This is a genomic window from Sphingobacterium sp., assembly GCF_032065005.1.
GTDB lineage: Bacteria > Bacteroidota > Bacteroidia > Sphingobacteriales > Sphingobacteriaceae > Sphingobacterium.
This window is the reverse complement of sequence record NZ_DAMBMM010000013.1, coordinates 52947-78904: the sequence shown is the minus strand read 5'-3', so window position 1 is coordinate 78904 and position 25958 is coordinate 52947. Positions and strand designations below refer to the sequence as shown.

Here is a 25958-nt window from a genome sequence, read left to right as displayed (position 1 = left end):
ATTCGGAATTTTCCGAATATGTCTCGAATGAGGTCAAGATGAATCCGCAAGATTTTTTAAAAGATTACCTAAAATAATCTACAAGGTTTTCAGAAAAATTAGGGGAGAAGATTTTTACCGACCTAGGAATTAGATCAAAATTGTGGGGGTAAGTTTGGCATCCTTCAATTACGGGGAGTAATTAAAGAGGCGACTCAGTCAAGAAGGAATCTCTGTTCAGGCTTATTGAACCAACTTATTGGCGCAATTGGTGCTTGCGAAAGATTCTGGTTTAGCCTTAAAAATAAAACCCATTCCTAGGATGTAGCCCATGGCTTCCTTCAGTGCAGTATTGGATTGGAAATTTGGATTTGTATTGATGTCGGCGTGGACTTCTAGATCGATTTGGTATTGATCTAAGAGGGGGCAAAGTTCGTATGCGGTCTCAATCGAATGCTGAACTTCTAAAAGCATTCTTTCTTTGATGGTCATGTTGTGACTTTTCTTGTCTTTTCTGATGAACATGAAACCACCTCGGTGTTCTCTGAGGAAGACAACAACTGTTGCAAACTCCACTGTTCCTCTTTTGACTTGGGAATCAGTGCCAATGTAGACCTTGAGCTTGTTTCCAGCATTATTCTCCCTTACAATGGTCTCCTCAACTGCGGACCATAAAGGAAGTTTTATTGTCTCTCCGTTGTATTTTTGCCATTCCATAGTATGAAAATTTGTTTATTAAATTTACGGATATGTGATTCATTATCTAATTGTTATATGTTAATAAATTGCTAAGTATTTGTTTATTTTATAGCTATTTGCCTATTCTTTGTTGCCAAATGCAAGGTCTCCGGCATCACCCAATCCCGGGACGATATAAGACTTGCTCGTTAGCTCATTGTCCACCGCACCTACCCATATCTGCACCTCAGGCAAGAATGCCTGAACATGCTGTAGCCCTTCTTCAGAAGCGATGACCGTGGCGATGTGCAGTTCCTTGATATCATAATCATTCATGAGGTCCTTGCAGCATAGGACCAGGCTGCGTCCTGTGGCTAGCATGGGGTCGGCCATAATAACGATCTTGCCATCTAGGTTAGGGGTGTTCTGATATTTTTTGTGGATCTCAAACTCACCGCTTTTCTTGGTATGCCTATAGGCAGCTATAAAAGCAGAGTCTGCATTGTCGAAATAATTCAACAAGCCTTGGTGAAAAGGCAAACCTGCACGGATTATCGTTGCGATGACCGGTTGAATGCTCATGAGATGGGTATTGGCCACGCCAAGGGGAGTTTCCACCTCGGAATATTTATATTCGAAGGTTTTGGAGATTTCATAGGCCATGACCTCGCCTAAGCGTTCCAGATTCCTTCTGAACCGCATCCTGTCTGTTTGAACCCCAACATCCCTTAGTTCTGCTAAGAAATGGTTTGCAATGCTGTTTTGTTTCGTTAAGATAGTGACCATGACAAAAAGTCTTGTTAGCTACCAAAATAACAATAATTTTTCGGATTCGTTTGTTTACAGGGCAGATAACTATAAAGGGAATAAAATTTGATAACTTAGGTGTACGAAAGGCATTCTATGAAATTTCAGTTAACATCAGAGTATAAACCAACAGGTGATCAGCCTGGAGCAATCAAAGAATTGGTGAGTGGCGTGGATCAGGGCGAAACCTATCAGACCCTTTTGGGGGTTACAGGATCGGGAAAGACATTTACTGTAGCGAATGTGATTCAGCAAACCCAGAAGCCCACCTTGATATTAAGCCATAACAAGACGCTAGCGGCGCAGCTGTACGGAGAATTCAAGCAATTCTTCCCGAACAATGCCGTGAATTATTTTGTGTCCTATTATGACTACTATCAACCAGAAGCTTTTATAGCCCATACGAACACCTATATCGAGAAAGATCTGGCCATCAATGAGGAGATTGAAAAGTTACGCTTGGCAACGACTTCCGCCCTGATGTCTGGAAGACGAGATGTTATCGTGGTTTCTTCGGTTTCCTGTATTTACGGTATGGGTAATCCGGAGGACTTTTCGAGGTCCATTTTCCGTTTCGGCGTAGGGACCACCATCAGTAGGAATGCATTCCTGCATAAGTTGGTCGAAATCCTGTATGCTCGGACGACTGCTGAATTTAAACGTGGAACATTTCGTGTAAAGGGCGATACCATAGATGTTTACCCTGCATATTTGGATGTAGCCTATCGTGTCTCCTTCTTTGGAGATGAGATCGATGAGTTGAGTGAAATCGATCCGGTATCGGGAAGGACTTTGGAAAAACATGAAAGCCTGGCCTTATTTCCAGCGAATCTTTTCGTGACACCGAAGGATAAATTTACCCAGTCCATCTGGTCGATTCAGGATGAATTGGTAGCTCGGAAAACCCAATTGGAGGATGAAGGAAAAATGCTGGAAGCCAAAAGATTGGAAGAAAGGGTAAACTACGACCTGGAGATGATGCGTGAATTGGGCTATTGTTCAGGAATCGAGAACTACTCTCGTTTCTTTGATGGCAGGGATCCGGGCATGCGACCGTTCTGCCTGCTGGATTATTTTCCCGAGGATTATCTGTTGGTGATCGATGAGAGCCATGTGACCATACCGCAATTGCGTGCTATGTATGGTGGTGACCGATCCAGGAAGATTTCTTTGGTGGAGCACGGTTTCCGCTTACCGGCGGCTTTGGATAACCGTCCTTTGAACTTTCCGGAATTTGAATCTTTAACTAATCAGACCATTTATGTTTCAGCGACTCCTGGAGATTATGAACTGCAACAGACCGAAGGTGTGGTGGTGGAGCAGGTGATCCGTCCGACTGGATTGTTAGATCCGGTTGTGGAAGTCAGACCGGCAGTCAATCAGGTGGACGATTTCTTGGAACAAGTTGATAAAACGATAAAAGAGGGTGGAAGGATTTTGGCAACGACCTTGACCAAACGCATGGCTGAGGAGCTAACCAAATACATGACCCGATTGAACATCAAGGTTCGGTATATACACTCAGAGGTAAAGACTTTGGAAAGGGTAGAGATCTTGAGGGGATTGCGTCTGGGCGAGTTTGATGTCTTGGTAGGGGTCAACCTATTGAGGGAAGGGCTTGACTTACCAGAGGTGACCTTAGTGGCCATCCTGGATGCGGATAAGGAAGGCTTCCTGCGTTCGGAAAGATCCTTGATCCAGACCATCGGTCGTGCAGCACGTAACGACAAGGGACGTGTGATCATGTATGCCGATAAGATGACAGATAGTATGCGTGTGACAATCGATGAAACCAATCGCAGAAGGGATAAGCAGATTGCCTATAACCTGGAGCATGGTATAACACCTAGGACGGTAGGGAAGACCAAAGAGGAGATCTTGGAGCAAACTTCAGTGGCTGACTTTAAAGGCGAATCTAAGGCTTATATCGAGCCGGAAGCGGGCGCTTCGGTAGCGGCTGATCCATTGATCGAATATATGAGTGAGAAGGAAATGAAGAAAGCGATTGAGACCGTCAGAAAGCGTATGGAGAAAGCAGCCAAGGAAATGGAATTCTTGGAAGCAGCAAAACTGCGTGACGAAATGTTCTCTCTGGAGAAGACCTTCGAAGAGAAATTTGGAGGAAAGTAAGGCTGTTATTAAACCTGTAGATCTAATGGAGGTCTAATGTGAAAACCCTCCATTATGAAATCGATCAAGCACAGCCTTATTTTAGCGTTATTTCTTTTCCTATCCTTTCAGGTTAATGCACAAGAAATTAATAAGTCAATAGATATAGTTGGTTTTACCCAAGACCAGACCTTTGATCATCTCAAGCAATTTGCGCTTGAGAATGATTATTTCATCAAGAAATTGGACCGTGCAGAGGGTTTTATACAATTAGGATTTCTCTCGAGGACCAATAACCTCTTTAGAAGTGATTATAAACTATCCATTAATGTGCTATTGAATACCATCAATGAAAATGATTGTAGGATTACCTTGCAGATCTATATGCAGGAAGGAACTACAAGAGATTTAATTACCACTTATGAAGATAAAGGAATGATTAAGTCTGAAAAAGGCTATTCCGATCTGCTTTCGTTGATTAAAAGATATATAGATCGAGAAAGGGAATAACAACGAGAATCACTGCTTGTTAATTCAATCAATTATTCCTTTTCGAGTTTAAAGATCCTGCCTCCAATGCTATCAAATTCTATATCCAACTTGGAAGTAACCTTAGTTTCCTGAGTGTTGATCAGATCCTGCATCTTGTAGTTTCCAGTTAGGCCTAAGGTATTCAGGTCAATATCAAAATGGGCATGACCTTCCTTGAAGTTGAGTGCAATCAAATAAGCTTTGTTCCCTTCGCGTTTCAGATAGATATTGCTGGTTCTATTATCCTGCATGATGGGAAGAGGTCTAAAGCTTTTTCCATTTTTTATGATGTTCAGGATCTCTGGATTTTGAAGAATGGGCTCCATGCTGCTATGCCACTCCTCGTCCTGGGAGAAATCATCACCTAAGATCAATGGTCCAGCGACAACTCCTGAAAGGAACCTTGCTATATTGACATCATGGGATTCGCCTGTAAACACCAAGTGGTCAGCATCGATATAATCATAGAGGTAGGTCTGCCAGAAGCCAAAGGTTATGGCATTTAGGGTATATGCCGTTTGATCGATCGTCTTCCAGGCATCGCAAGCTATCCTTCGCATGTGGGCATACCTGTAAGTGGCTAGGGATGGGGAAATGGCTGCATAGATCAGCATTTGATTATCTAACAGCTCATTCAGGTAGGTCATCCCAATCGCATAGGCTTGCATTCCGGTTTTGACATTGGGATTGTAGAATTTACTCGATTCAATGGCTGCATGGGAGAGGAAGTCAATTTTGATCATCTTGAACCCACATTCCTTTAGTTTTCCAAGGATGAATTTCATTCTGGCCTGGGTGCCGGGATGGGTAGGGTCCAATGCCCTGCCACCGTCAAGGTCATGGAATCCAGCACTGGTCTTGGTCCACATTTCCCCAAAGGTATAATCCGATCCCTCGGCCTTTCGATCAGGTCCAGAACCATGCCCCCAGTCCGTAAATGGAGCCCAATACACACCAGGTTCCAATCCTGCTGCTTTACAGTAATCGGCAAATTCCTTTAATTTACTGTAATCACCTGCCATTCCTCCGGGTACCATATTGTCCCAGAAAGAATCTAGGTCGATATAGGCTTTTCCATTTTCATTTCTGAATTTTGGGAGGCTGTCCTTGAAATAATCCACCGTTGCGGTCGCATTTTCCCAGGAAAGCTTGGTTTGGATCACTCCCCAGCTGTTCCAGCCTACCGGAGTGCCCGCTGTCCATGCCTTGATGTTGGGAGGAAATAGTTTTCTTTGGAATTTTGCAAATTCATCCAGACCGTCTTGCCAATTTTTGGAATAGGAAATCAGGATTTTTGAAGAGCGGATTTCATTTCCCGAGAGATAACCATGTTCCATGGAATCGCGGGTAACACTAGCCTTGACAAAGCCATTTTTGACTTCAAGGTCTGTTTGCTGATGATCTTGCTTCGCCAGGATTCCCGTTTTCCAGGTTGATTGATCCAAAGATGCGGTCAGGAATCCAGATTGGTCCTTATTGTCATATAGTATCCCTAATTCAGAGCTCTCATACGGTTCGGATGCGAAATCTTGCTGCTTGTATTCGATAAAAGTATCGTTGTCAAAAGGGACAAAGACTGAACTTAGGTTTTTTCCAGAAAGAAGAGATTGTCCTTTTAGTTGGAAAGGTGATAAGGCATTTGAGCTGATGTTCCTGCCTTTCAAAACGAGTTCCATGACGAAAAAAGGGCTTCCATCATAGAAATAGAAGTTTTGGATGGCTTTTGTCCCATTTTTGGAGAAATGCTCTATGGAATAGCAGATGCCAGAGCCTGCATTGTCCTTGAACTTCTGTTTTAAGGCTCTGGGATTTGATGAGGCAACCTCCTGAACAGCTCCGTTTTTTAATTGATAGCTGGATATGGCATTTTCAAATACCAACTTCTTGTTTTCTAACAAGGAAAAACTTCCTTTTTTGAGGTCGTATCGAAATTCTTGATTGTTGTTGAGTTTGACTTCAATTTGAGCTTGAAGGGTATGGAATGGCAAACAAAGAAGGCATATTAGCCAGGATAGGTTCGAAAATTTAAATAACATCTTGATTAGGTTGTACGGTTTTCATGAATTGGTTGCTTCATAAAGTAGTCCAATGTACATCAAAAAAACGGTATCAAATGGGGCTGGGTACAAAAAAATAGGCTATAAATGAGTTTATAGCCTATTTTTTACAAGAACTTATCGAGTTACAATAATCTTGATGGGAACTGTTTTATATTTTCAATACTTAATTGTTGCATGACTTGATAAAGTTGCGCCTTAAACATGTTAATGGTATGGTCTCCACCTTCATCTCCTAAGGCGCCGACTCCATACATGAATGGTCTCCCCATAAAGTTGAAGTCAGATCCCACAGCATAGGCGCGTCCAAGGTCTACACCAGATCGGATACCTCCATCTAACATGATTTTAACCTTGCTGGCATAGCTGGTATTTTGTGTCAAGCGGATCAAGGAATGGATGGAAGATTCGCCGGCATCAATCTGCCTACCGCCATGGTTGGAAACGATTACGCCATCGACACCGATGGAAATTGCAGCTTCCATATCTTCTTGGGTTGTGATGCCCTTCAATACCAGTGGACCTGGCCATAGATCACGGATGGCCTGTACCTTTTGGATGTTTACTTTTCCAGTAAAGGTCTTGTTCATGAATTGCCCCAGTTGGGATAGGTCTAGACCTTTTTCCATATAGGGTTGTAGGGTTGCAAAATTTGGGATGCCGTGCTGCAGGGTCTTGATTCCCCATTCAGGACAGATCATGGCCTGGAATATATTGCTGATATTCATTTTAGGCGGCATAGACAGTCCGCTCTTGATTTCGCGATAGCGAAGGCCAAAGGATGGTACATCGACCAATACCACCAGTACTGGACATTCTACGGCCTTTAACCTATTTAATATATCGTCACGAAGGCGATCTTCGGTAGGGTGATAGAGCTGGAACCAGGCTTCGCCATTGGAAACTTCAGCAATTCTTTCAATGCTTGAGGTCGATACCGTACTCAGGATATAGGGGACATTGTTCTTTGCTGCTGCCTTGGCCAAGATCTCAGGTGCATTTGGCCACATCAGTCCCTGCAAACCGATTGGGGAAATCCCAAAAGGTGCGGAATAGGTTTTTCCGAAGAGTTCAACGGACATATCAATATCTCCGGAAACATGGAGGTATTGCGGCTTTAAAAGGATATCATCAAAATCATTCTCATTCCTGGCCAAATTGAGCTCTTCATTACATCCGCCTTCCAGGTAATCAAATGCAAATTTTGGAATGCGCCATTTCGCTTTTTTCTTCAAGTCAGTTACAGAAGGATACCCTGGATTATAGGGATACTTGATTTTTACACTCATTTTTATTTAAGATTTAGGTGGTGCCCACGAAATTACGGTTAAAAAATTGAAATATCCATCCTGTGCTATGCGGTGAGAACAAGAAATAGCTGTTCAAATGAATTTAAAAATGGGCTTTTTAGTCGATCAGGAGTTTCTCTACGACCTCTTTGTTTTTTGAAGTTCCATAAAAAAGAATGTAATCTACCTTGGTAGTCAAGCCAGATGTGCCATCTTTTTGTCTAATGAAAATCCTGTTTACTTTTATTTTTAACCCATTGACGGTAGTCACAACATAGGCTTTGCCTTTTGCTGGTACGGTCAGGTAAAATTTCTGACTGGGAAGCGATACAATGGTTGCTTCGTAGGTATGGGCATCGATAGGCTTGGCCTCGATGCCATAGGCAAAGTTTTTCTGAATACCGGTAAGAGGTCTTATTTCTCCGGACTTATCAAATATTTGGCGATAGACCCGGATAGGATCATCTTCGTTCACTTTATTTGAACCATTCTTATTCAGGTCGTAGATAAAGGTGTTCTTACCTCGATTGTGTTGGATATAGAAAAGAAGGTTTTCTTTGTTGGTTGGAGTAGGGTAGCCTTCTTGGGCCTGTGCATAATAGGTAGTAACGAATATCAGTAAGCTCAAAATGAATCTATTCATCTTATTTATTTTGAGGGGAAGTTACTGATATTCGCATTAAATGATAATGAAATTTTAGTTAAAGTTTAATTTGTTCCCCCGCGTCCCCCAAACAGCTTGGAAATCAACCATATTACAAGGACAACGGCGCCGATCACTAAGATGATTCCCCACCACATCCCTGCTTTAAAAATTCCTTCAATTAACGAACAGCTGCTGAACAATGATGTTGTCAGTGCTAGTGCCAAAAATCCAATATATCTATTCATAGTTCTATGTTTAGTTTATTAAACAATTTCAAAATGATAATGTTTGATTTTGGGGGCTACAGTGGGAATGGCCATAAAGGTGAAATCATTCTCTTCGTTACTTTTGAAGCCCAAAAGTAACCAAAAGGCTTCGGCTCATTTAAGATGGCTTTTCGCACGGTCATCCGCACATGGACAAGAATGCCTTGTTGTCGGGAATATCTTTCTTCAAAATTCTCCCTTTTGATGGAGAATTTTTTGAAAGCATTCCAAGGCCAATCCCATCGCACAGGGCAACGGCATTCTTTCCATTTTTCCGCCATTGGAAATGAGCCGGGGGCTAAAGGGGTTCCTTCGGAAGGTGAAATGTTTGTTTTGAGTAACCCCCAGCGGGGGTGGAATCTTTATAGAAATTGAATCGCTTAACGGACAACCCACAGCGTGGGTGAAATATTTTTCAATGAATCTTTCTGTGGAAAGAAAATAGATTGCTCATCTTACGATTTTGCAATAACAACGATCCGTTAAAAAAACAGTAATAGATTCTTCGTCTGAATCCCTCTCAGAAAACTTCTGATTCTGAACAATTCGTGAAGAGTCTGTTCGGTTCTCCAGCAAAGACTCTGTCATCGTCAATCGAAGATTGACGAACTGTACGCCAATACCGGTTTATTTACAGGAAAGCTATGCTATGTTCCGAGAACCTTTCTTCTTCGGGAAATAGCGTGATACCCTGATACTGTGTAAGATATCCCAGTTACGCTAATAAATGTGGTAACAACAATTTTATGAAATAAGAAAATTATTAACATAATAATTATTTGTACGTTTGGTGAATATAATAACCAATTATGAATAAAAAACTCAATTTATGGGACTCCATTATGATTGTCATGGGTTCTATGATTGGAAGTGGGATCTTTATTGTTTCATCGGATATGATGCGACAATTAGGTTCAGGCTATTGGCTGATTGCTGTATGGCTGATTACTGCGATTGCGACCATTGCTGCAGCAATCTGTTACGGTGAACTTTCTTCGATGTATCCTAAGGCTGGTGGCCAATATACCTACCTGACGGAAGTCTTTGGGAAAATGACGGGCTTCCTGTATGGATGGAGCTTATTTGCCGTGATCCAGACTGGAACCATAGCTGCAGTTGCGGTTGCTTTTGGCAAATTTGCCGGTTACCTCTTTCCACAGCTGAATGATGCAACACCCATTTATCAGAATGGCACCTTTATGATTACCTGGATGCAGATCCTAGCCATTGGAATCATACTGTTGTTAACTTTTATCAACAGTAAGGGAGTACAGAGTGGCAAGATCGTCCAATCCGTCTTTACCTCTTCCAAGGTCATTGCCCTGTTGGCCCTGATCGTTGGAGGGCTTTTACTGATCGAGAGCAATCAATTTTCAGGGAATATGAGCTTTGGTTGGTCTGCTTCGCAGAATCTGGACCATTCAAGCTGGAAAGAGATTTCAGGTAATGTGCTGCTTGGTGGAATTGCTGCGGCCATGGTAGGTTCGGTGTTCAGTAGTGTGGCCTGGGAAAATGTCACCTTCGTGGCAGGGGAGATCAAGAATGCGAAGAAGACTGTGGTGATAGCCATGGTGATCGGGACCAGCTTGGTAATGATCTTGTACCTGTTTGCCAATTATGTTTATTTAGCCACTTTAAATCGAGAAGAAATTGCCTTTGCCGCGAATGATCGTGTTGCAATAGCTGCTGCTGAAAAGTTATTGGGAAGTGCAGGGACCATTATCATGGCCATATTGGTGATGATCTCAACCTTTGGTTGCGTGAATGGGATTGTGCTATCAGGAGCAAGGGTTTTTCAGAGCATGGCCAAGGATGGCCTTTTCCTCAAGCAGGCCATTCCAAACAACAAGAACGATGTTCCGGAAAGGTCCTTGTGGTTTCAGGGAATCTGGGCCTCGCTATTGTGTTTGAGCGGACAGTACGGGAACCTATTGGATATGGTGTCCTTTGTGATCGTGATTTTCTATATGATCACGGTATTGGCGATGATGTATCAGCGCTGGAAGAGACCTGACCTGGAAAGGCCCTATAAGACATTCTTATATCCAATCCCCCCATTGGTCTATCTCTTGATCGGAACAGCTTTCTGTGTGCTGTTGATCTTGTATAAACCGCAGTACACCTGGCCTGGGTTTATTTTGATCCTGATGGGCGTGCCGATCTATTATTTTGCCAACCGAAAGAAACCTATATTAAAATAAAGGATAAGTAAAAGGCCGAACAAAAATTGCTCGGCCTTTATTTTATTTTAAAATTACTAATGTTTCTTATTCAGCTCTTAGGATTTTGGCAGCTTCTACCATGGATTCTAAGGCAGCTTTGGTTTCTGGCCAAGCACGGGTTTTCAGTCCACAGTCAGGGTTTACCCATAATTGCTCTGCAGGAACTACTGCTTTTGCTTTGCGTAATAAGTTAACCATTTCTTCTGTGCTAGGAACACGTGGAGAGTGGATATCATATACACCAGGACCAATATCGTTAGGATATTTGAAGTCTGCGAAAGCATCTAACAATTCCATTTGAGAACGAGAAGTCTCGATGGTGATAACATCAGCATCCATGGCAGCGATATCTTGGATAATATCGTTGAACTCAGAGTAACACATGTGCGTGTGGATTTGAGTATCGTCATCAACATTGGATGAAGAAACGCGGAATGCACGTACAGCCCAGTCTAAGTATTCCTGCTGATCAGCCTTGCGTAGAGGAAGACCTTCACGGATAGCTGGCTCATCAATTTGGATGATCTTGATACCTGCTTTTTCCAATGCCTGAACTTCGTCCAAGATTGCCAAAGCGATTTGGTAAGTTGTTGTAGAACGAGGTTGGTCGTTACGTACGAATGACCATTGTAAGATGGTTACAGGACCAGTTAACATTCCTTTTACAGGACGGTTAGTCAAAGACTGCGCATAAGCAGACCAACGAACTGTCATGTCTTCAGGACGGTAAACATCACCAAAGATAATTGGAGGTTTAACACAACGAGAACCGTAAGATTGAACCCATCCGTTTTGTGTGAATGCATATCCAGCTAATTGCTCGCCGAAGTATTCCACCATGTCATTACGTTCGAATTCACCGTGTACCAATACATCGATATCTAAATCTTCCTGTAAACGGATTGTTCTTTCAGTTTCAGCAGCGATTTCTTTATCGTATTCTTCTTGAGAGATTGCACCTTTTTTCAAGTCAGCTCTCCATTTACGGACATCTTTAGTCTGTGGGAATGAACCGATTGTAGTGGTTGCGAATCCTGGAAGGTTGAATTTCGCTTGTTGCGCTTCTTTACGAGCGTTGAAAGTAGAAGTACGCTTAGCATCTTCATCAGTGATGTTGCTAACGCGGTTTTTAACCTCTGGTCTGTGGATTAATGGAGAAGTACGGCGGCTTTCAGCAGCTTCTTTGTTTGCTTCGAAACGTTTTTGTGTTTCAGCATCAACTTCACCTTCAGCCAATACAGCAAGGTCTTTTACCTCAGCTAATTTTTGTTTAGCGAATGCTAACCAGTTTTTAACCTCAGCAGGTAGCGACTCTTCATTGTTTTCATTGTCCAAATCGAAAGGAACATGCAATAAAGATGAAGAAGGAGCGATCCATACGCGGTCTTTTCCTAAAGCATCAACAGCCTGTTTGATTTTTTTCAATGAGTTTTCGTAGTCGTTTTTCCAAATGTTACGGCCTTCAACAACACCTAATGAAAGGGTTAGGGAAGCAGGAACTTTGGATAATATGGTGTCAAGTTGGTTCTCACCACGAACTAAGTCCAGGTGTAACGCATGCACAGGAAGGTTAACAGCAATGTCTTCGTTGTTTCCTAATGCCTCGAAGTATGTAGCAACGATTAATTTGATGCCTTTGGCAGCTGCAGCTAACTTTTCGAATACTTTTCCGTAAAGAGCTTTGGTAGCATCATCGATATCTAAAGCCAAGAAAGGCTCATCGATCTGCACGTATTTAGCGCCAGCATCAGCAAGTTTAGCCAAGATCTCTTCGTATACTGGAAGTAATCTGTCGATTAGATCGATACGGTTAAAATCAGCTTCTTTTTCTTTACCTAACAATAGGTAAGTGATGGGGCCAATCAGGACAGGTTTAGTTTCGATACCTGATTGTTTTGCTTCATTGTATTCACTTAAGAATTTTTCTGAAGTAAGTTTGAATTCTTGATCTTTTACGAATTCAGGAACGATATAGTGGTAGTTTGTATCAAACCACTTGGTCATTTCCATGGCAGTTACATCAACGCCACCTTCTTGGAAACCACGAGCCATCGCGAAATATAAGTCTAGGTTATATTGGCGATCGATTTTGTTCAAAAGGGAGTTGTAACGAGCGGGAATAGCTCCAACAGTTAAAGATAAGTCTAGGACTTGGTCATAGAATGAGAAATCATTCGATGGGATCAATTCGATACCTGCATCTTTTTGAGTCTTCCAATTGCTTTCACGGATTTTAAGTCCAGCCTGCAATAATTCTTCCGCGCTGATTTTCTTTGCCCAGTAAGCTTCGTTAGCTTTCTTCAGTTCACGGAAAGCACCCACACGTGGGTAGCCTAAATTGTTTGTTAATAGCATATAGTTCTCTACTAAATTAAATAAATTCCAATAAGTCTTTTTGCTAAGAGAAGGCTACCTAGGATTCCTGTAACCAGCTTATCTTTCCCAATCGGGGTAGAATGTAGCACCTTGTCAAGAGACAGGTTGCTAAGGCTTCATCGGGTCTAGTCCCTCTGCCTTTCTCTATAAGCGTCGGCTAAGTTATGGATAAGATTTTTATTTTCCAAGGAAAAAGATTTTAGATATGAGATTTGAGACATGTGAAAACGAAGGGTGCCCATATTTTAGTTCTTTGATTATGAGAGAAATCGTGGTTTTAAAAGTAGGTGGATAGAATTCTATCAAAAAAGGGGCAAAAATACTTTTGCCCCTTTATATATTTTGATTAAGTTTTAAAATATCACACATTCGTGTTGCTTATATCTCAAATCTCATATCCATCCTTAGCTAACCAACAATTTATATCCCTTTCCATGTACATTGACGATTTCTACGTTCGGGTCTTCTTTGAGGTATTTCCTCAGTTTACTTAGGAATACGTCCATGCTTCGGCCGGTAAAGTAATTGTCGTCATGCCATATTTTGATCAGGGCTTCTTCGCGGGTCAGGACATCGTTTTTCTTTAAGCAAAGTAAACGAAGCAACTCGGCCTCCTTGGTGGACAGCTTCTGTTGTTGACCTTTGTAGGAGATAATCTGACTGGTGTAATCGAAGAAATAATCGCCGATCTCAAACTTGTCCGATACTTCTTCTTCTTTGTCTTTGGAAGCTCTCTTTAATAGCGCATTTATTCTCAATAAAAGCTCTTCAACACGGAAAGGCTTGGTGATATAGTCATCACCACCTAGTTCGAAGGCCTGGGTTTTGTCCTCCATCATGCCTTTTGCGGTAGCATAGATGATAGGGACTGTCTGATTGATCTTGCGGATATCCTTTCCAAGGGAGAAGCCATCTTTTTTGGGCATCATGACATCCAAGATGCAAAGGTCGAACTCTTCCTTTCGGAAGGCATCCATTCCTTCTTGACCATCTGTACAGAGCACGACGTCAAATTTTCCTTTTAATTCAAGATAATCCTTCAGTAATTCGCCCAAATTAGGATCATCTTCTGCTAATAATATCTTTTGATTCATACTTTTCTCTTTCTTATGTTATGCTACTTCCTTGGATGCGTCCTTTAAAGGAAGAGTTACTTCAAATTGTGTGCCTTTATCTTTTTCGCTTTTTACGGATATTTTTCCGTTCAGTCTTTTGATGATATCGTTAACATAGCTTAGCCCTAGACCGAAGCCTTTCACGTTGTGGATATTTCCCGTAGGTATGCGATAGAACTGGTCAAATATCTTTTCCTGTTGGTCCTTGGTCATTCCCATTCCCTTGTCTGCAACCGATATTACGATACTGTTCCCTCTATTAAAAGTCTTAAAAGTGATTTCTGGTTTTTCCTGAGAGTATTTAATTGCATTATCGACCAGGTTGAACATCACATTGGAGAGGTGAAGTTCATCGCCAACCACTAAATCATTGCCTGCGGAAATATCGATATTCAAGGTGCCTTCTGCCTTGTCCATCTGTAGTCGCATGCTCTCCAGGACTGCATTGGCCAAGGAGTTGATATGCACATTGGTGCGTTCGATCTTTAGGTTTTCTTTCTCCAGACGGGCAATGTTCAGGACGCGTTCGATATGCGAGCCTAAACGGACATTCTCATCGTAGATAATGTTTGCCAACTTGTTGACACGCTTGCCATCTGCGGATATCTCAGGGTCACGTAAGGATTCACTGGCGATCATGATGGTGGCTACCGGTGTTTTGAACTCATGGGTCATGTTGTTGATGAAATCGGTTTTCATCTCCGACATCTTCTTCTGCTTGAAGATGATGCTCAAGGTATAGGCAAAACATCCGATCAATAGCGCCAATAAGGCCAGGATGGTCGGAAATAGCCAATAGCCCATGGTCTCGGCAATAATCCCGCCCTTGTTAGGGAAATGTATGCTGAGCTCGCCAGGAGCATTCCCACGATCTCCTTGGAACAGCCTAGCGGTATAGATCAATGGATTATTGACTTCCTTGAGTTGCTCGTTGTTGAATTGATAGACTCCTTGGAAAACGGGCATTTTATTGAAATCCTTGATTTCCATAACGAAGGAGGATTTTATGCCTCTTTCACGGAGTTCGTGGATCAATAGGTTGACGGTTTTCTTTCCGTTTATACGTTCGGCCAAAGGTCTTTTGGATAATTCCATCCCCATGGCTACATCGGCGATTACAGAGCTTTTCTTGCCTCCTAACATGGCAATGGTGTCATATAGTGTTGCGGCCTCTGATAATCGCTGTCCTCTCAGGTTATTGAGCTTGATCTCGAGTTCCTCGATCTTTGACAGGGTCTTGGAATCATAACGTGGAGGAAGGGTCCTGATCTGGTAGGCAATCGCTTCGGTGGAAGGTGGGTTGAATACGGGGATCAGGTAGCGGGTGCTATCGTCCTTCTGCGCAATCCTAGGAACGACTTTGATGGCCTCCACATTGGTGAATTCTCCAATGGTATTGTCGGAGGTTAGGCCCTGTTCCAAAGTGATTCGCACAAGGTGCTTGTATTCTTTTCTCTTTAAGTACGTTTCGTAGAAATCATTGCTGATAGGTACTGCCGGGAACTGTTGGTTCAGTTCTCTTTCCAGGAAGTTGAACCTAGTGGTATGGGCAAAAGCCCTTCTCTGCAAGGTTTTGATGCTGTCCTGGTATTGCACCTGCAAAGCAAGGATCTTCTCGTTCTTTTGGATGCGTTCCTGGTCAATCCTGAACTTCTCTTGGTTTAGTCGTTCTTGCTCCCTTGCGAAATCATAGATTTCCTGGCGCTCGATCTTATTGGCTACAGCCGAGAGAGAAGCCTTGACTTCCTCGTCAAATAGTTTGGACTCCTTGATGAAGGATTCCCGCACAAAATAATATTGCATTGCCATTACGCCGATCAGCGCGATGGACATGAGCCAAATAATCAATGCAATACTTCTTTTTTTCATTTGTTACAAAAGTAATAAGGGAAAACAGCTAATTTTCTCATTTAACACAATTTAACAGCAAGTTTTTAGCTTTTTTAGCAGAATAGGATTTCTTTTGTTATAGAATAATGACTTAAGATACTGATTATGAAAAATTTCATCTTGATTTCCTTCATATTCTTGATTTGGGCAATTCCTTCTTCTGCTCAAAATAATCAAAATATTCAAAAAAAGAAACCATTAGATTTTAAGGTTGACCTTAATCCCAAGGATAGTTTAAAGCAGTTCAGGATCCCCTTGTTGGATTCCATGAATAAATCGATAGAGATTCCGAATGCCTATAAGGGTAAAAGACAGGGGCATCTGATTGCACCCAATAATGTGCAAAAGGAGCATGATGATACCATAATCTTGGAGAAAAAACTGTCAGGTGAGGGGTCGGTGAAGATGCCGGGGACAAAGAAACTGGACGAGCATTCCATGATTGCCAAACAGGATACAGCGACCGTCAAGTCGCCAATAATCAAGAGATAGCTTGAAAATAGACGATACAAAAAAAGAGCCTCATTGAGGCTCTTTTTTTGTATCGTCCTGTAATTATCTTACTTCAGAAACACGGATGGTGTTTGTTCTGCCCTTCTCATGAAGAGGGGTAGAAGAAGTGTTGATTACGATCTGACCAGGTTCTACCAAGTGACGTTCTCTCAATAAGCCGTTTACATCTTGGATAGTACCATCAGTAGATTCATATTTTTCGTAAATGAATGCCTTCACACCCCAGCATAAGCTAAGCGTGCGCAACAAGGTTTTGTTACCCGTGAACACATAGATATCTGCATCGGGACGGTAGCTGGAGATTTCCATGGCAGTATAGCCAGAAGAAGTCATGACAGCGATTGCTGAAGCATGGGTTTTCTCAGCCAAGAAGATCGATGAACTACAGATTGCATCTGGAATACGCGTTACTGGAACAGTACCTAACTGCTCTTTTTCGCTGTAGTATGGATATGAAGTTGCTTCAACATGGGTGATCACTTTCGCCATAGTCTCGATTACGATCTCTGGGAATTCACCAACTGAAGTTTCACCACTCAACATCACAGCATCAGCACCATCGATTACAGAGTTAGCAACGTCATTCACCTCCGCACGTGTTGGGCGTGGGGTAGTGATCATACTTTCCAACATCTGTGTTGCAATGATTACCGGTTTTGAAAGGTTACGACATTTTTGAGCAATGATTTTTTGAAGTCCTGGTACTTCTTCCATTGGAAGTTCAACACCTAGGTCTCCACGAGCAACCATGATCGCATCGGTAGCTTCGATAATGCTGTCGATATTGTCAATAGCCTCCGGTTTTTCGATCTTAGCGATCACCTTAGCATGTGAACCTTTTTTCTTGATGATTTCCTTACATTGTTTGATGTCTTCAGCCGAACGCACGAATGACATGGCAATCCAGTCAGCACCGTGGTCAAGAGCGAAGTTCAAGTTGTCTAGATCCTCTTCCGTTAATGAAGGGATAGAAACTTTTGTATTAGGAAGGTTTACACCTTTTCTAGAAGTCAAGATACCTCCGTGAACTACCTCACAAGTTACTGTGTCCAAGTGATTTGTTGAAAGAACGCGCAATTGCAGTTTACCATCATCCAATAGGATGATTTCTTCTTCTTTTACGTCGTTAGGGAAGTTGTCATAAGTGATGTAGATTTTCTTTTCGTCACCGATAAGTTCGTGCGTAGTCATTTCTACCGTGCTTCCGTTGACAAGGATGGCACCACCTTCTTTCATTTTTCCGATACGGATTTTAGGACCTTGAAGATCGGCTAAAATACCTACGTTGAAAGGGTGTTCTTGGTTGATTTCGTTGATTGTGTTGATTACCTTTAAGTGATCTTCCTGAGAACCGTGTGAGAAGTTAAGGCGACATACGTCTACCCCTTTTGCAATCATACGGGTTAAAACATCTTTTTTTGAAGAAGCCGGACCTAGTGTGGCAACAATTTTGGTCCGCTTTTTTAGTTTATCCATTTAAATTAAATTTTAAATTTATATTCTCTATTAAGTCTTTTCCTGCTTTATTCTCCCCTTAAAGCAGATGATTAGGTTTATGTGTATAAGTTACACTATCTTAATAATCCGCTAAAATATCAGATTTTCTTTAGATTTCAATATTGTTGGGTCTATTTCTTTTACTAAAAGAACTTCCGGAATAGACTTAATGTTTTCTAAAAGAGCATCTAAATCCTCCTCGTCGATAAAATGTTTGATCATCAGGAAGTAATCAAAGCTACTAATTTCAGGTATTAACGCGGCACCTTCGACTGAGCGGTTGCTCAGTAAATAGAATTCAAATTCGAAAGTTTGGTTATGGTACCTGAAGATGTTGTAGTGGTTTTTTACGACGGGTTTGTTTTTCTTGGATTCAAAAAGAATGTGATAATCCAGTTCGTCCTTGGGTTTTTCCTTGTTGTGGCCGTTATGGTCCGTGTAATCTTCCTTCCCGTAGACCAGCTGGAGTCCGGTATGCTTGTTGATAAAGTGGCAAAGTCGATAATCTCTCAAAACCGAACTGATCCCAATCAGGACAAAATCGAGTTCTAGGTCAAAGTCAGTTTCGAGTTTAAAGGTTATTTTGCTCAAGTCAATTTGTTTTGATGATTTACAAAATTACGTTTTTACTGCATTTAAGTTTGAAGGTTAAGTAAAAATATCATTAAATATGCATTAAGTTTGTAAAACTTTATTTGTTTTAGTATTATTGGATTAAGGTTAATTAATAAGGTATTAAAAACTTTATTTAGGATGACTTTGTTCTTTATTTAATTTCAAAAGTCAAAAAGATTTGATTTTTGGGAATATTTATTTTTTCTTTGCACAGATTTATTAAACAATTAAACTAGAAAATCATGTCAGATATCGCATCAAGAGTAAAAGCAATTATCGTAGAAAAGTTAGGTGTAGACGAAAATGAAGTGACACCAGAGGCTTCTTTCACGAATGATTTAGGTGCAGACTCACTTGATACAGTTGAGTTGATCATGGAATTCGAGAAAGAATTCAACGTTGCAATTCCTGATGACCAAGCTGAAAACATCAGTACTGTAGGACAAGCAATCGCTTACTTAGAAAAAAACGTTAACTAACTAATTTTATTAGGCCAAACATCATAAATGGAGCTTAAGAGAGTAGTTGTAACAGGATTAGGCGCACTTACACCTATTGGTAATTCCGTTTCAGAATACTGGGATGGATTAATAAACGGTGTAAGTGGAGCCGCTCCTATCACGCACTTTGATGCGTCAAAATTCAAAACACAGTTTGCCTGCGAAGTCAAAGGTTTTGATCCGCACGTCTATATGGACCGTAAAGAAGCCCGTAAGATGGATCCCTTTGTCCAATATGCTATTGCATCTACCGATGAAGCAGTAAAAGACGCAGGTTTAGATTTCGATAAATTAGACAGGACGCGAATTGGTGTAATTTGGGGCTCTGGAATTGGTGGATTAACAACTTTCACTGAGGAAGTTGCGCAATTCTCCAAAGGGGATGGAACGCCTAGGTTCAATCCTTTCTTTATTCCCAAGATGCTTATCGATTTAGCGCCTGGCCATATTTCTATGCGCCATGGATTGCAAGGTCCAAACTTCTCGTCAGTTTCTGCTTGTGCCTCGGCTACCAATGCAATGATCGATGCCTTCACTTACATCCGTTCGGGAAGGTCTGACATTATTATCACCGGTGGTTCCGAAGCGACAATCAATGAAGCTGGAATCGGAGGTTTCAATGCGATGCACGCGCTTTCTACCAGGAACGACGATCCTAAGACAGCATCTCGTCCATTCGATAAAGATCGTGATGGATTTGTGTCTGGCGAAGGTTCCGGAGCAATTGTGTTGGAAAGCTTAGAGCATGCATTAGCGCGTGGAGCGAAAATTTACGCTGAGGTTGTAGGTGGTGGAATGAGTGCAGATGCATACCATATCACTGCTTCTCACCCGGAAGGATTGGGAGCTAAATTAGCCATGACAATGGCAATCAAGGATGCTGGAATGGATTTCTCTGATATTGATTACATCAATGTCCATGGAACTTCAACTCCAGTGGGAGATGTTAGTGAAACCAAAGCTATCGTTGACCTATTCGGTGAACATGCTTATAATCTGAATATCAGTTCTACCAAATCCATGACTGGTCACCTTCTAGGTGCAGCAGGTGCGGTTGAAGCTATTGCCTCTATCTTGGCAGTCAAAAACGATATTGTACCTCCAACGATCAATCACTTCACGGATGATCCTGAAATTGACAGCAAACTGAACTTTACGTTCAACACAGCACAAAAAAGAGTTGTAAATGCTGCCTTGAGTAATACCTTCGGTTTCGGAGGCCATAATGCAACAATTATTGTGAAAAAGTATAATGGTTAGAATGTATTCATTTTCACCATGCTAAACATTTAAATAGGTAGTTGCATTTTTCAACTACCTATTTGTTATTTATAGTTACCATGCCTATCACACAGGTCTATAATCTATATCTGTCTCCAAATCGAAATTACGTTCGAAAACTAAAGAACTTGCTTGGTTTCGTACCTGGCAATGTACGCCTTTACCAAATGGCCTTCAGACATAAGTCTGTTGCGGTCATGATCAAGGATGGCGTCAAGAACAGTAACGAGCGTTTGGAATTTCTAGGCGATGCGGTTTTAGGATCGGTGGTGGCTGAATTGCTCTTCAAGCTCTATCCTTACAAGGATGAGGGATTCTTGACCGAGATGCGCTCAAAGATCGTATCCAGGGCAAACCTGAACCAACTTTCCCGTAAGTTAGGTTTTAACGAGATGATTGAGTTCGATGCTCGAATGATCAGTTATCCCAACAAACAAGGATCTCTTCTCGGGGATGCCTTTGAAGCCTTGGTCGGTGCTGTCTATCTGGACAAAGGTTACACCTTTACTAGGGAATTCCTTTTGTCCCGCATTATCAAACCGCATGTCGATATTCAAACGCTTGAAGTGACCGAAACAAACTTCAAAAGCCGCTTGATCGAATGGTGCCAACACAACAACAAAGAAATCAGCTTTATGCAGGTGGATAACCCAGAGGGCGAGTCCAATAAGATGTTTTCTGTGGTAGCTGTCGTTGATGGCGAGGAATGTGGCCTTGGCCGTGACTTCAATAAAAAGAGCGCCGAAAAGATTGCTGCAGAACGCGCTTGCGAATATTTGAAGATATTCGAAGAATAGTATAGAGATCTGAGATATCAGATTTGAGATACTAAATCTAATAAGCCATTTGTTTCCATCATTCTTATTGATTTAACCTTTTTAATAAATAAAGCTTCGAACAGTTCCTGAGAAGGTTAATATCTCTATACTCAAATCTCAAATCTCCCATCCATTATTTCATGTCTAATGTCTATCTTTGCGGTTATGGCATCAATTAAACCATCTTTAGCAAAGGGTACTCGTGATTTTTCGCCCCTTGAAATGGATAAGCGTAATCATATTTTCAACACGTTAAAATCTATTTTCAGGAAATACGGATATTCCGAGATCCAGACCCCTTCATTCGAGAATTTAAGTACCTTGACAGGTAAGTATGGTGATGAAGGCGACAAATTGATTTTCAAGATCTTGAATTCAGGTGATTATATGAGCAAAGCTCCAGCAGATCTGTTGGAAGCCAAAAACTCTACCAGCTTGATTTCACATATATCTGAAAAAGCTTTGCGCTATGATCTGACCGTACCGTTTGCCCGTTATGTGGTGATGCATCAAAACGATATTGCACTTCCTTTCAAAAGATTCCAGATCCAACCAGTTTGGCGTGCCGACCGTCCGCAAAGAGGTCGTTACAGAGAGTTCTACCAATGCGATGTGGATGTGGTAGGTTCTAGTTCTTTGTTGAACGAGGCAGAATTTATCCTGATCTATAATGAGGCCTTGGCGAAACTGGGCCTGAAGGATTTCAACATAAAACTTAACAATAGAAAGATCCTTTCAGGAATTGCCGAAGTGGTTGGGAAACCTGAGCTGATCGTGGATATGACGGTAGCCATTGACAAACTAGACAAGATCGGTTTGGATGGGGTGAACAAAGAATTGCTTGAACGAGGATTCACGGATGAGGATTTAGCGGTCCTAAAACCGATCATCGAATTGCAAGGTTCCAATGCCGATAAACTAGCATCCATGAAGTCCGTGCTTTCAAATACAGAAGTCGGAATGAAAGGGATCGCTGAACTTGAGGAAGTTTTTGAATACCTGAATAAATTTGGTCGCGCAGATCTACTTGAAAAGATCGTCGAGGTGGATATCACCTTGGCCAGAGGTTTGAACTACTACACAGGTTGTATTTTTGAGGTAAAGACCAATGAGGTACAAATGGGAAGCATCGGAGGCGGTGGTCGCTATGATGACCTTACTGGGATGTTCGGGCTGAAAGACTTAACAGGGGTAGGGGTTTCATTCGGAGCAGACCGTATCTACGATGTCTTGGAAGAATTAAATCTTTTCCCACAAGCAGGGTCAGCGAGTACAAAACTGCTGATCGTTAATTTCGAAGAGTCCTTAGAAGGCTATACCTTGCCTTTGTTGTATAGATTGAGAGAAGCAGGCGTAGCCGTGGAACTCTATCCGGCAGCAGTGAAGTTAAAGAAACAGATGAGTTATGCTGATTCCAAGGGGATCCCTTATGTCCTTTTGGTAGGAGATGAGGAAGCGGGATCAGGTCAGTTGTCCTTGAAGAACATGGAAAGCGGTGTTCAGGAAAAATTGACCATCGAAGAGTTAATAGAAAAATTGAAATAATAGAAGCGGTCCTCAGAGACCGCTTTTTTTGTGCCTTTTATTTTAGCGCCAGAAACTACAGCGGCGGATAGTCCGTTATGAACCCCATATATTCATTCTTGCCAATGTTTTAGTCTGTTCCATATTGGAGGAGGAGTTGCTGAGCGAGCTGCGGATTGTGGTATTATTTTGACATAATCCGTATAAAACAGTGAAATGTAAACTAAAAATTATCAAAAATCTCGTTAATATTGATTAAATTTGTGGTCAGTTTAGTAAAGAAATTCAATACTTAGAAATGAGTTCAACACCTATAACAAAAGAAACCTACCTAGAGTGGTATGAATCCATGCTGCTCATGCGCAAATTTGAAGAGAAATCTGGACAGCTTTATGGACAGCAAAAGATTCGTGGATTTTGTCACCTATACATTGGTCAAGAAGCCGTAGTAGCGGGTACCATGTCAGTGATCAAACCAGAAGATTCTTTGATTACAGCATATCGTGACCATGCCCATGCCTTGGCAAAGGGAGTGTCTGCAGATGCTTGTATGGCCGAATTGTTTGGTAAAGTTACAGGCTGTTCAAAAGGTAAAGGCGGCTCGATGCACTTCTTCTCCAAAGAACATAAGTTCATGGGAGGACACGGTATCGTAGGAGGTCAGATTCCTTTAGGTGCAGGTATTGCTTTTGCAGAGAAATATTTAGGAACAGACAATGTAAACATCTGTTATATGGGTGACGGTGCTGTACGTCAAGGTGCTTTCAACGAGACCTTGAATATGGCGATGTTATGGAAATTACCTGTGATTTTCGTTTGTGAAAACAACGGATACGCGATGGGAACTTCTGTAAAACGTACTACAAACATGCAGGATATCTACAAAATGGGTCTTGGATTTGATATGCCAAGTGCACCTGTAGATGGTATGGATGTAGTAGCCGTTCACAACGCTATGGACGAAGCCGTTCAACGTGCTCGTGCAGGTGAAGGCCCAACTTTCTTAGAGATCCGTACTTACCGTTACAAAGGACACTCGATGTCTGACCCAGCGAAATACCGTACCAAGGAAGAGTTAGAAGAATACAAAGAAAGAGATCCAATTATTGCTGTAAAGCATGCTATTGTTGAGAATAAATATGCTGATCAAGCTTGGTTTGATGAAGTAGAAGCAAAAGTGAAGAAAATCGTAGATGAATCAGTGAAATTTGCTGAGGAGTCTCCATACCCAGATGCTTCTGACATCTACAAAGACGTTTATGTACAAGAGGACTATCCTTTTGTCATGGATTAATTAATGATAATTACTTTAACTAAAATAGAACATTCCTAAACGATGGCTGAAGTAGTAAGAATGCCAAAAATGAGCGACACCATGACTGAAGGTGTAATCGCTAAATGGCACAAAAAAGTTGGTGATAAAGTAAACTCAGGAGACCTTATTGCAGAGGTTGAAACTGACAAAGCGACAATGGACTTCGAATCATACCAAGAAGGTACCTTGTTGTATATCGGCCCTAAAGAGGGAGATGCAGTTCCAATTGATTCTGTAATTGCGGTGTTAGGTGAAGAAGGTGAAGATTACGAGTCTCTGATCAAAGGAGATGGTGCTGCTGCTGAGAAGAAAGAAGAGCCAAAAGAAGAATCCAAAAAAGAAACTAAAGAAGATAAAACTGAAGAAGCTGCTCCAGCTGATTCAGGAAGCAATGTAACGGCAGAAGACTTAGGTGTTACTGTTATTACCATGCCTTTATTGAGTGATACCATGACTGAAGGGGTGATCGCTCAATGGAACTTCAAAGTAGGGGATACCATTAAATCAGACGATGCTATTGCTGACGTAGAAACTGATAAAGCGACTATGGAAGTTACGGCTTATGCTGATGGTACCTTGTTATATGTTGGTCTAGAAGCTGGACAAGCTGCGAAAGTAAATGATATCATTGCGATCGTAGGTCCTGCAGGAACCGATGTAACGCCTTTGTTGAACCAAAAATCTTCAGCAGGTACAAAATCTGAATCTAAGAAAGAAGAAGAAAAACCAGCTGTTCAAGAAAGCAAGTCTGATGCACCTGTTGCTGCGTCCTCTTCATCAAGTGATTCAAGAATCAAAGCTTCTCCTTTAGCTAAGAAAATTGCTAAGGAAAAAGGAATTGACTTGAGCCAAGTGAAAGGTTCTGCTGAAAACGGACGTATCGTAAGAAAAGACGTTGAAAACTTCAAACCATCTGCAGCTCCTGCTGCTGCGGCTTCCACTGCGCCAGCTGCCGAGTCTGAAGCTAAAACAATCAGCTTACCTCAATTTGTTGGTGAAGAGCGTTTCACTGAGAAACCTGTTAACCAAATGCGTAAAACGATTGCTCGCAGATTGTCTGAGTCATTGTTCACTGCTCCACACTTCTACCTGACCATCAGTGTAGATATGGACAATGCAATGGCGGCACGCGCGCAGATCAATGAGGTAGCTCCAGTGAAAGTTTCATTCAACGATATCGTTGTTAAAGCGGTAGCCGTTGCCTTGAAACAACACCCTAACGTGAACTCATCTTGGTTAGGTGATAAGATCCGTTACAACGAACATACAAACATTGGTGTAGCCATGGCTGTAGAAGATGGTCTATTGGTTCCAGTTGTTCGCTTTGCTGACGGTAAATCACTATCCCATATCTCTGCTGAAGTGAAAGACTTTGCACAAAAAGCAAAAGCTAAAAAACTACAGCCTTCTGATTGGGAAGGATCCACTTTCACTGTTTCTAACTTAGGTATGTTTGGTATCGATGAATTCACATCGATCATCAACTCTCCTGATGGCGCTATCCTTTCGGTAGGTGCTATCCAACAAGTTCCGGTTGTGAAAAACGGAGCAGTTGTTCCTGGAAACATCATGAAGTTGACATTAGGTTGTGACCACCGCGTAGTCGATGGTGCTACTGGTGCTCAATTCCTTCAGACTTTAAAAGGACTTATCGAAGCTCCGATCCGTTTATTAGCGTAATCGAAGCATCCATAAAAAACACAAAAGCCAGCAGATCTTGCTGGCTTTTGTGTTTAAAGACCCTTTCATCATTCAGGACATACCTCCTAAAATGCCCTTCCTTATTTTTTACCGAATTGCAATAAGTGAAATATTGAACCGTTTACTAATTATCAGGAATTAATATCGATAATGGGGCAATACTTTAATGTAACTATAGTTTTATCAAAAGAAAGCTAATTTTTATTGTAAATTGTCACAATATATAGTA

The 25958-nt window shown here is 41.6% G+C and carries 21 protein-coding genes and 1 riboswitch; of the genes, 10 read left to right on the top strand and 11 right to left on the bottom strand.

Features of this window, described 5'->3' with window-relative positions; all coding sequences use genetic code 11:
- Positions 1 to 222: 222 nt before the first annotated feature.
- Positions 223 to 696, bottom strand: a complete 474-nt coding sequence (locus tag RT138_RS17110; protein WP_313191628.1) for a ribonuclease H-like YkuK family protein — start codon at positions 694 to 696, stop codon at positions 223 to 225.
- Between the two features lie 102 nt (positions 697 to 798).
- A complete protein-coding gene (gene upp / locus RT138_RS17105) occupies positions 799 to 1443 on the bottom strand; it encodes a uracil phosphoribosyltransferase (protein ID WP_185213290.1) in 645 nt (214 codons plus the stop codon).
- Positions 1444 to 1560: 117 nt separating this feature from the next.
- Between upp and uvrB the strand changes: the two genes are divergently transcribed.
- On the top strand, positions 1561 to 3594 hold the full coding sequence (gene uvrB, locus RT138_RS17100; RefSeq protein WP_313191627.1) for an excinuclease ABC subunit UvrB: 2034 nt from the start codon (positions 1561 to 1563) through the stop codon (positions 3592 to 3594).
- 54 nt (positions 3595 to 3648) lie between these two features.
- A complete protein-coding gene (locus tag RT138_RS17095) occupies positions 3649 to 4083 on the top strand; it encodes a hypothetical protein (protein WP_313191626.1) in 435 nt (144 codons plus the stop codon).
- Between the two features lie 32 nt (positions 4084 to 4115).
- Here RT138_RS17095 and RT138_RS17090 read toward each other — a convergent pair whose 3' ends face one another.
- The 4 genes from RT138_RS17090 to RT138_RS17075 form a co-directional block, all read right to left on the bottom strand.
- Positions 4116 to 6140 carry an alpha-galactosidase gene (locus tag RT138_RS17090; protein ID WP_313191625.1) on the bottom strand — a complete coding sequence of 675 codons (2025 nt, stop codon included), beginning with the start codon at positions 6138 to 6140 and terminating at the stop codon, positions 4116 to 4118.
- Between the two features lie 146 nt (positions 6141 to 6286).
- Positions 6287 to 7450 carry an alpha-hydroxy acid oxidase gene (locus tag RT138_RS17085; protein ID WP_313191624.1) on the bottom strand — a complete coding sequence of 388 codons (1164 nt, stop codon included), beginning with the start codon at positions 7448 to 7450 and terminating at the stop codon, positions 6287 to 6289.
- A 118-nt stretch (positions 7451 to 7568) separates the two neighbouring features.
- Positions 7569 to 8093: a DUF4833 domain-containing protein gene (locus tag RT138_RS17080; protein ID WP_313191623.1), complete on the bottom strand. Its 525-nt coding sequence runs from the start codon at positions 8091 to 8093 to the stop codon at positions 7569 to 7571.
- 65 nt (positions 8094 to 8158) lie between these two features.
- Positions 8159 to 8341, bottom strand: a complete 183-nt coding sequence (locus tag RT138_RS17075) for a hypothetical protein (RefSeq protein ID WP_093100438.1) — start codon at positions 8339 to 8341, stop codon at positions 8159 to 8161.
- Positions 8342 to 9171: 830 nt separating this feature from the next.
- Between RT138_RS17075 and RT138_RS17070 the strand changes: the two genes are divergently transcribed.
- On the top strand, positions 9172 to 10563 hold the full coding sequence (locus tag RT138_RS17070) for an APC family permease (RefSeq protein ID WP_313191622.1): 1392 nt from the start codon (positions 9172 to 9174) through the stop codon (positions 10561 to 10563).
- Between the two features lie 66 nt (positions 10564 to 10629).
- On the opposite strand, the gene metE is transcribed toward RT138_RS17070, so the two are convergent.
- The 3 genes from metE to RT138_RS17055 form a co-directional block, all read right to left on the bottom strand.
- Positions 10630 to 12939 (bottom strand): 5-methyltetrahydropteroyltriglutamate--homocysteine S-methyltransferase, encoded by a 2310-nt coding sequence (gene metE, locus RT138_RS17065; protein ID WP_254529636.1) that lies wholly within the window; start codon positions 12937 to 12939, stop codon positions 10630 to 10632.
- A gap of 75 nt (positions 12940 to 13014) precedes the next feature.
- Positions 13015 to 13113: riboswitch (SAM riboswitch) on the bottom strand.
- A gap of 251 nt (positions 13114 to 13364) precedes the next feature.
- Entirely contained in the window at positions 13365 to 14054 is a 690-nt protein-coding gene (locus RT138_RS17060; RefSeq protein ID WP_093100433.1) for a response regulator transcription factor, read from the bottom strand.
- Between the two features lie 18 nt (positions 14055 to 14072).
- Positions 14073 to 15944, bottom strand: coding sequence for a sensor histidine kinase (locus tag RT138_RS17055; RefSeq protein WP_185213298.1), 1872 nt, complete (start codon positions 15942 to 15944; stop codon positions 14073 to 14075).
- A gap of 126 nt (positions 15945 to 16070) precedes the next feature.
- Between RT138_RS17055 and RT138_RS17050 the strand changes: the two genes are divergently transcribed.
- Positions 16071 to 16457, top strand: a complete 387-nt coding sequence (locus tag RT138_RS17050; RefSeq protein WP_313191621.1) for a hypothetical protein — start codon at positions 16071 to 16073, stop codon at positions 16455 to 16457.
- 63 nt (positions 16458 to 16520) lie between these two features.
- Here the strand turns inward: RT138_RS17050 and pyk are convergent, their stop codons facing one another.
- Together pyk and RT138_RS17040 are read right to left on the bottom strand one after the other, a co-directional pair.
- Positions 16521 to 17954 carry a pyruvate kinase gene (gene pyk / locus RT138_RS17045; RefSeq protein WP_313191620.1) on the bottom strand — a complete coding sequence of 478 codons (1434 nt, stop codon included), beginning with the start codon at positions 17952 to 17954 and terminating at the stop codon, positions 16521 to 16523.
- 111 nt (positions 17955 to 18065) lie between these two features.
- Positions 18066 to 18566 carry an IPExxxVDY family protein gene (locus RT138_RS17040; RefSeq protein WP_313191619.1) on the bottom strand — a complete coding sequence of 167 codons (501 nt, stop codon included), beginning with the start codon at positions 18564 to 18566 and terminating at the stop codon, positions 18066 to 18068.
- Between the two features lie 266 nt (positions 18567 to 18832).
- On the opposite strand from RT138_RS17040, the gene RT138_RS17035 reads away from it, so the two are divergent.
- The 6 genes from RT138_RS17035 (at position 18833) to RT138_RS17010 (ending at position 25708) form a co-directional block, all read left to right on the top strand.
- Positions 18833 to 19069: an acyl carrier protein gene (locus tag RT138_RS17035; protein WP_079643602.1), complete on the top strand. Its 237-nt coding sequence runs from the start codon at positions 18833 to 18835 to the stop codon at positions 19067 to 19069.
- A gap of 27 nt (positions 19070 to 19096) precedes the next feature.
- Positions 19097 to 20350, top strand: a complete 1254-nt coding sequence (fabF, locus tag RT138_RS17030) for a beta-ketoacyl-ACP synthase II (RefSeq protein WP_313191618.1) — start codon at positions 19097 to 19099, stop codon at positions 20348 to 20350.
- Positions 20351 to 20430: 80 nt separating this feature from the next.
- Positions 20431 to 21168, top strand: a complete 738-nt coding sequence (gene rnc / locus RT138_RS17025; protein WP_185213303.1) for a ribonuclease III — start codon at positions 20431 to 20433, stop codon at positions 21166 to 21168.
- Positions 21169 to 21354: 186 nt separating this feature from the next.
- On the top strand, positions 21355 to 22734 hold the full coding sequence (hisS, locus tag RT138_RS17020; protein WP_313191617.1) for a histidine--tRNA ligase: 1380 nt from the start codon (positions 21355 to 21357) through the stop codon (positions 22732 to 22734).
- Between the two features lie 277 nt (positions 22735 to 23011).
- The gene (gene pdhA, locus RT138_RS17015; protein ID WP_093100421.1) at positions 23012 to 24007 is read left to right on the top strand and encodes a pyruvate dehydrogenase (acetyl-transferring) E1 component subunit alpha; all 996 of its coding nucleotides are present in this window, start codon (positions 23012 to 23014) and stop codon (positions 24005 to 24007) included.
- A gap of 42 nt (positions 24008 to 24049) precedes the next feature.
- Positions 24050 to 25708 carry a 2-oxo acid dehydrogenase subunit E2 gene (locus RT138_RS17010; RefSeq protein WP_313191616.1) on the top strand — a complete coding sequence of 553 codons (1659 nt, stop codon included), beginning with the start codon at positions 24050 to 24052 and terminating at the stop codon, positions 25706 to 25708.
- The last annotated feature ends 250 nt before the right edge of the window (positions 25709 to 25958 follow it).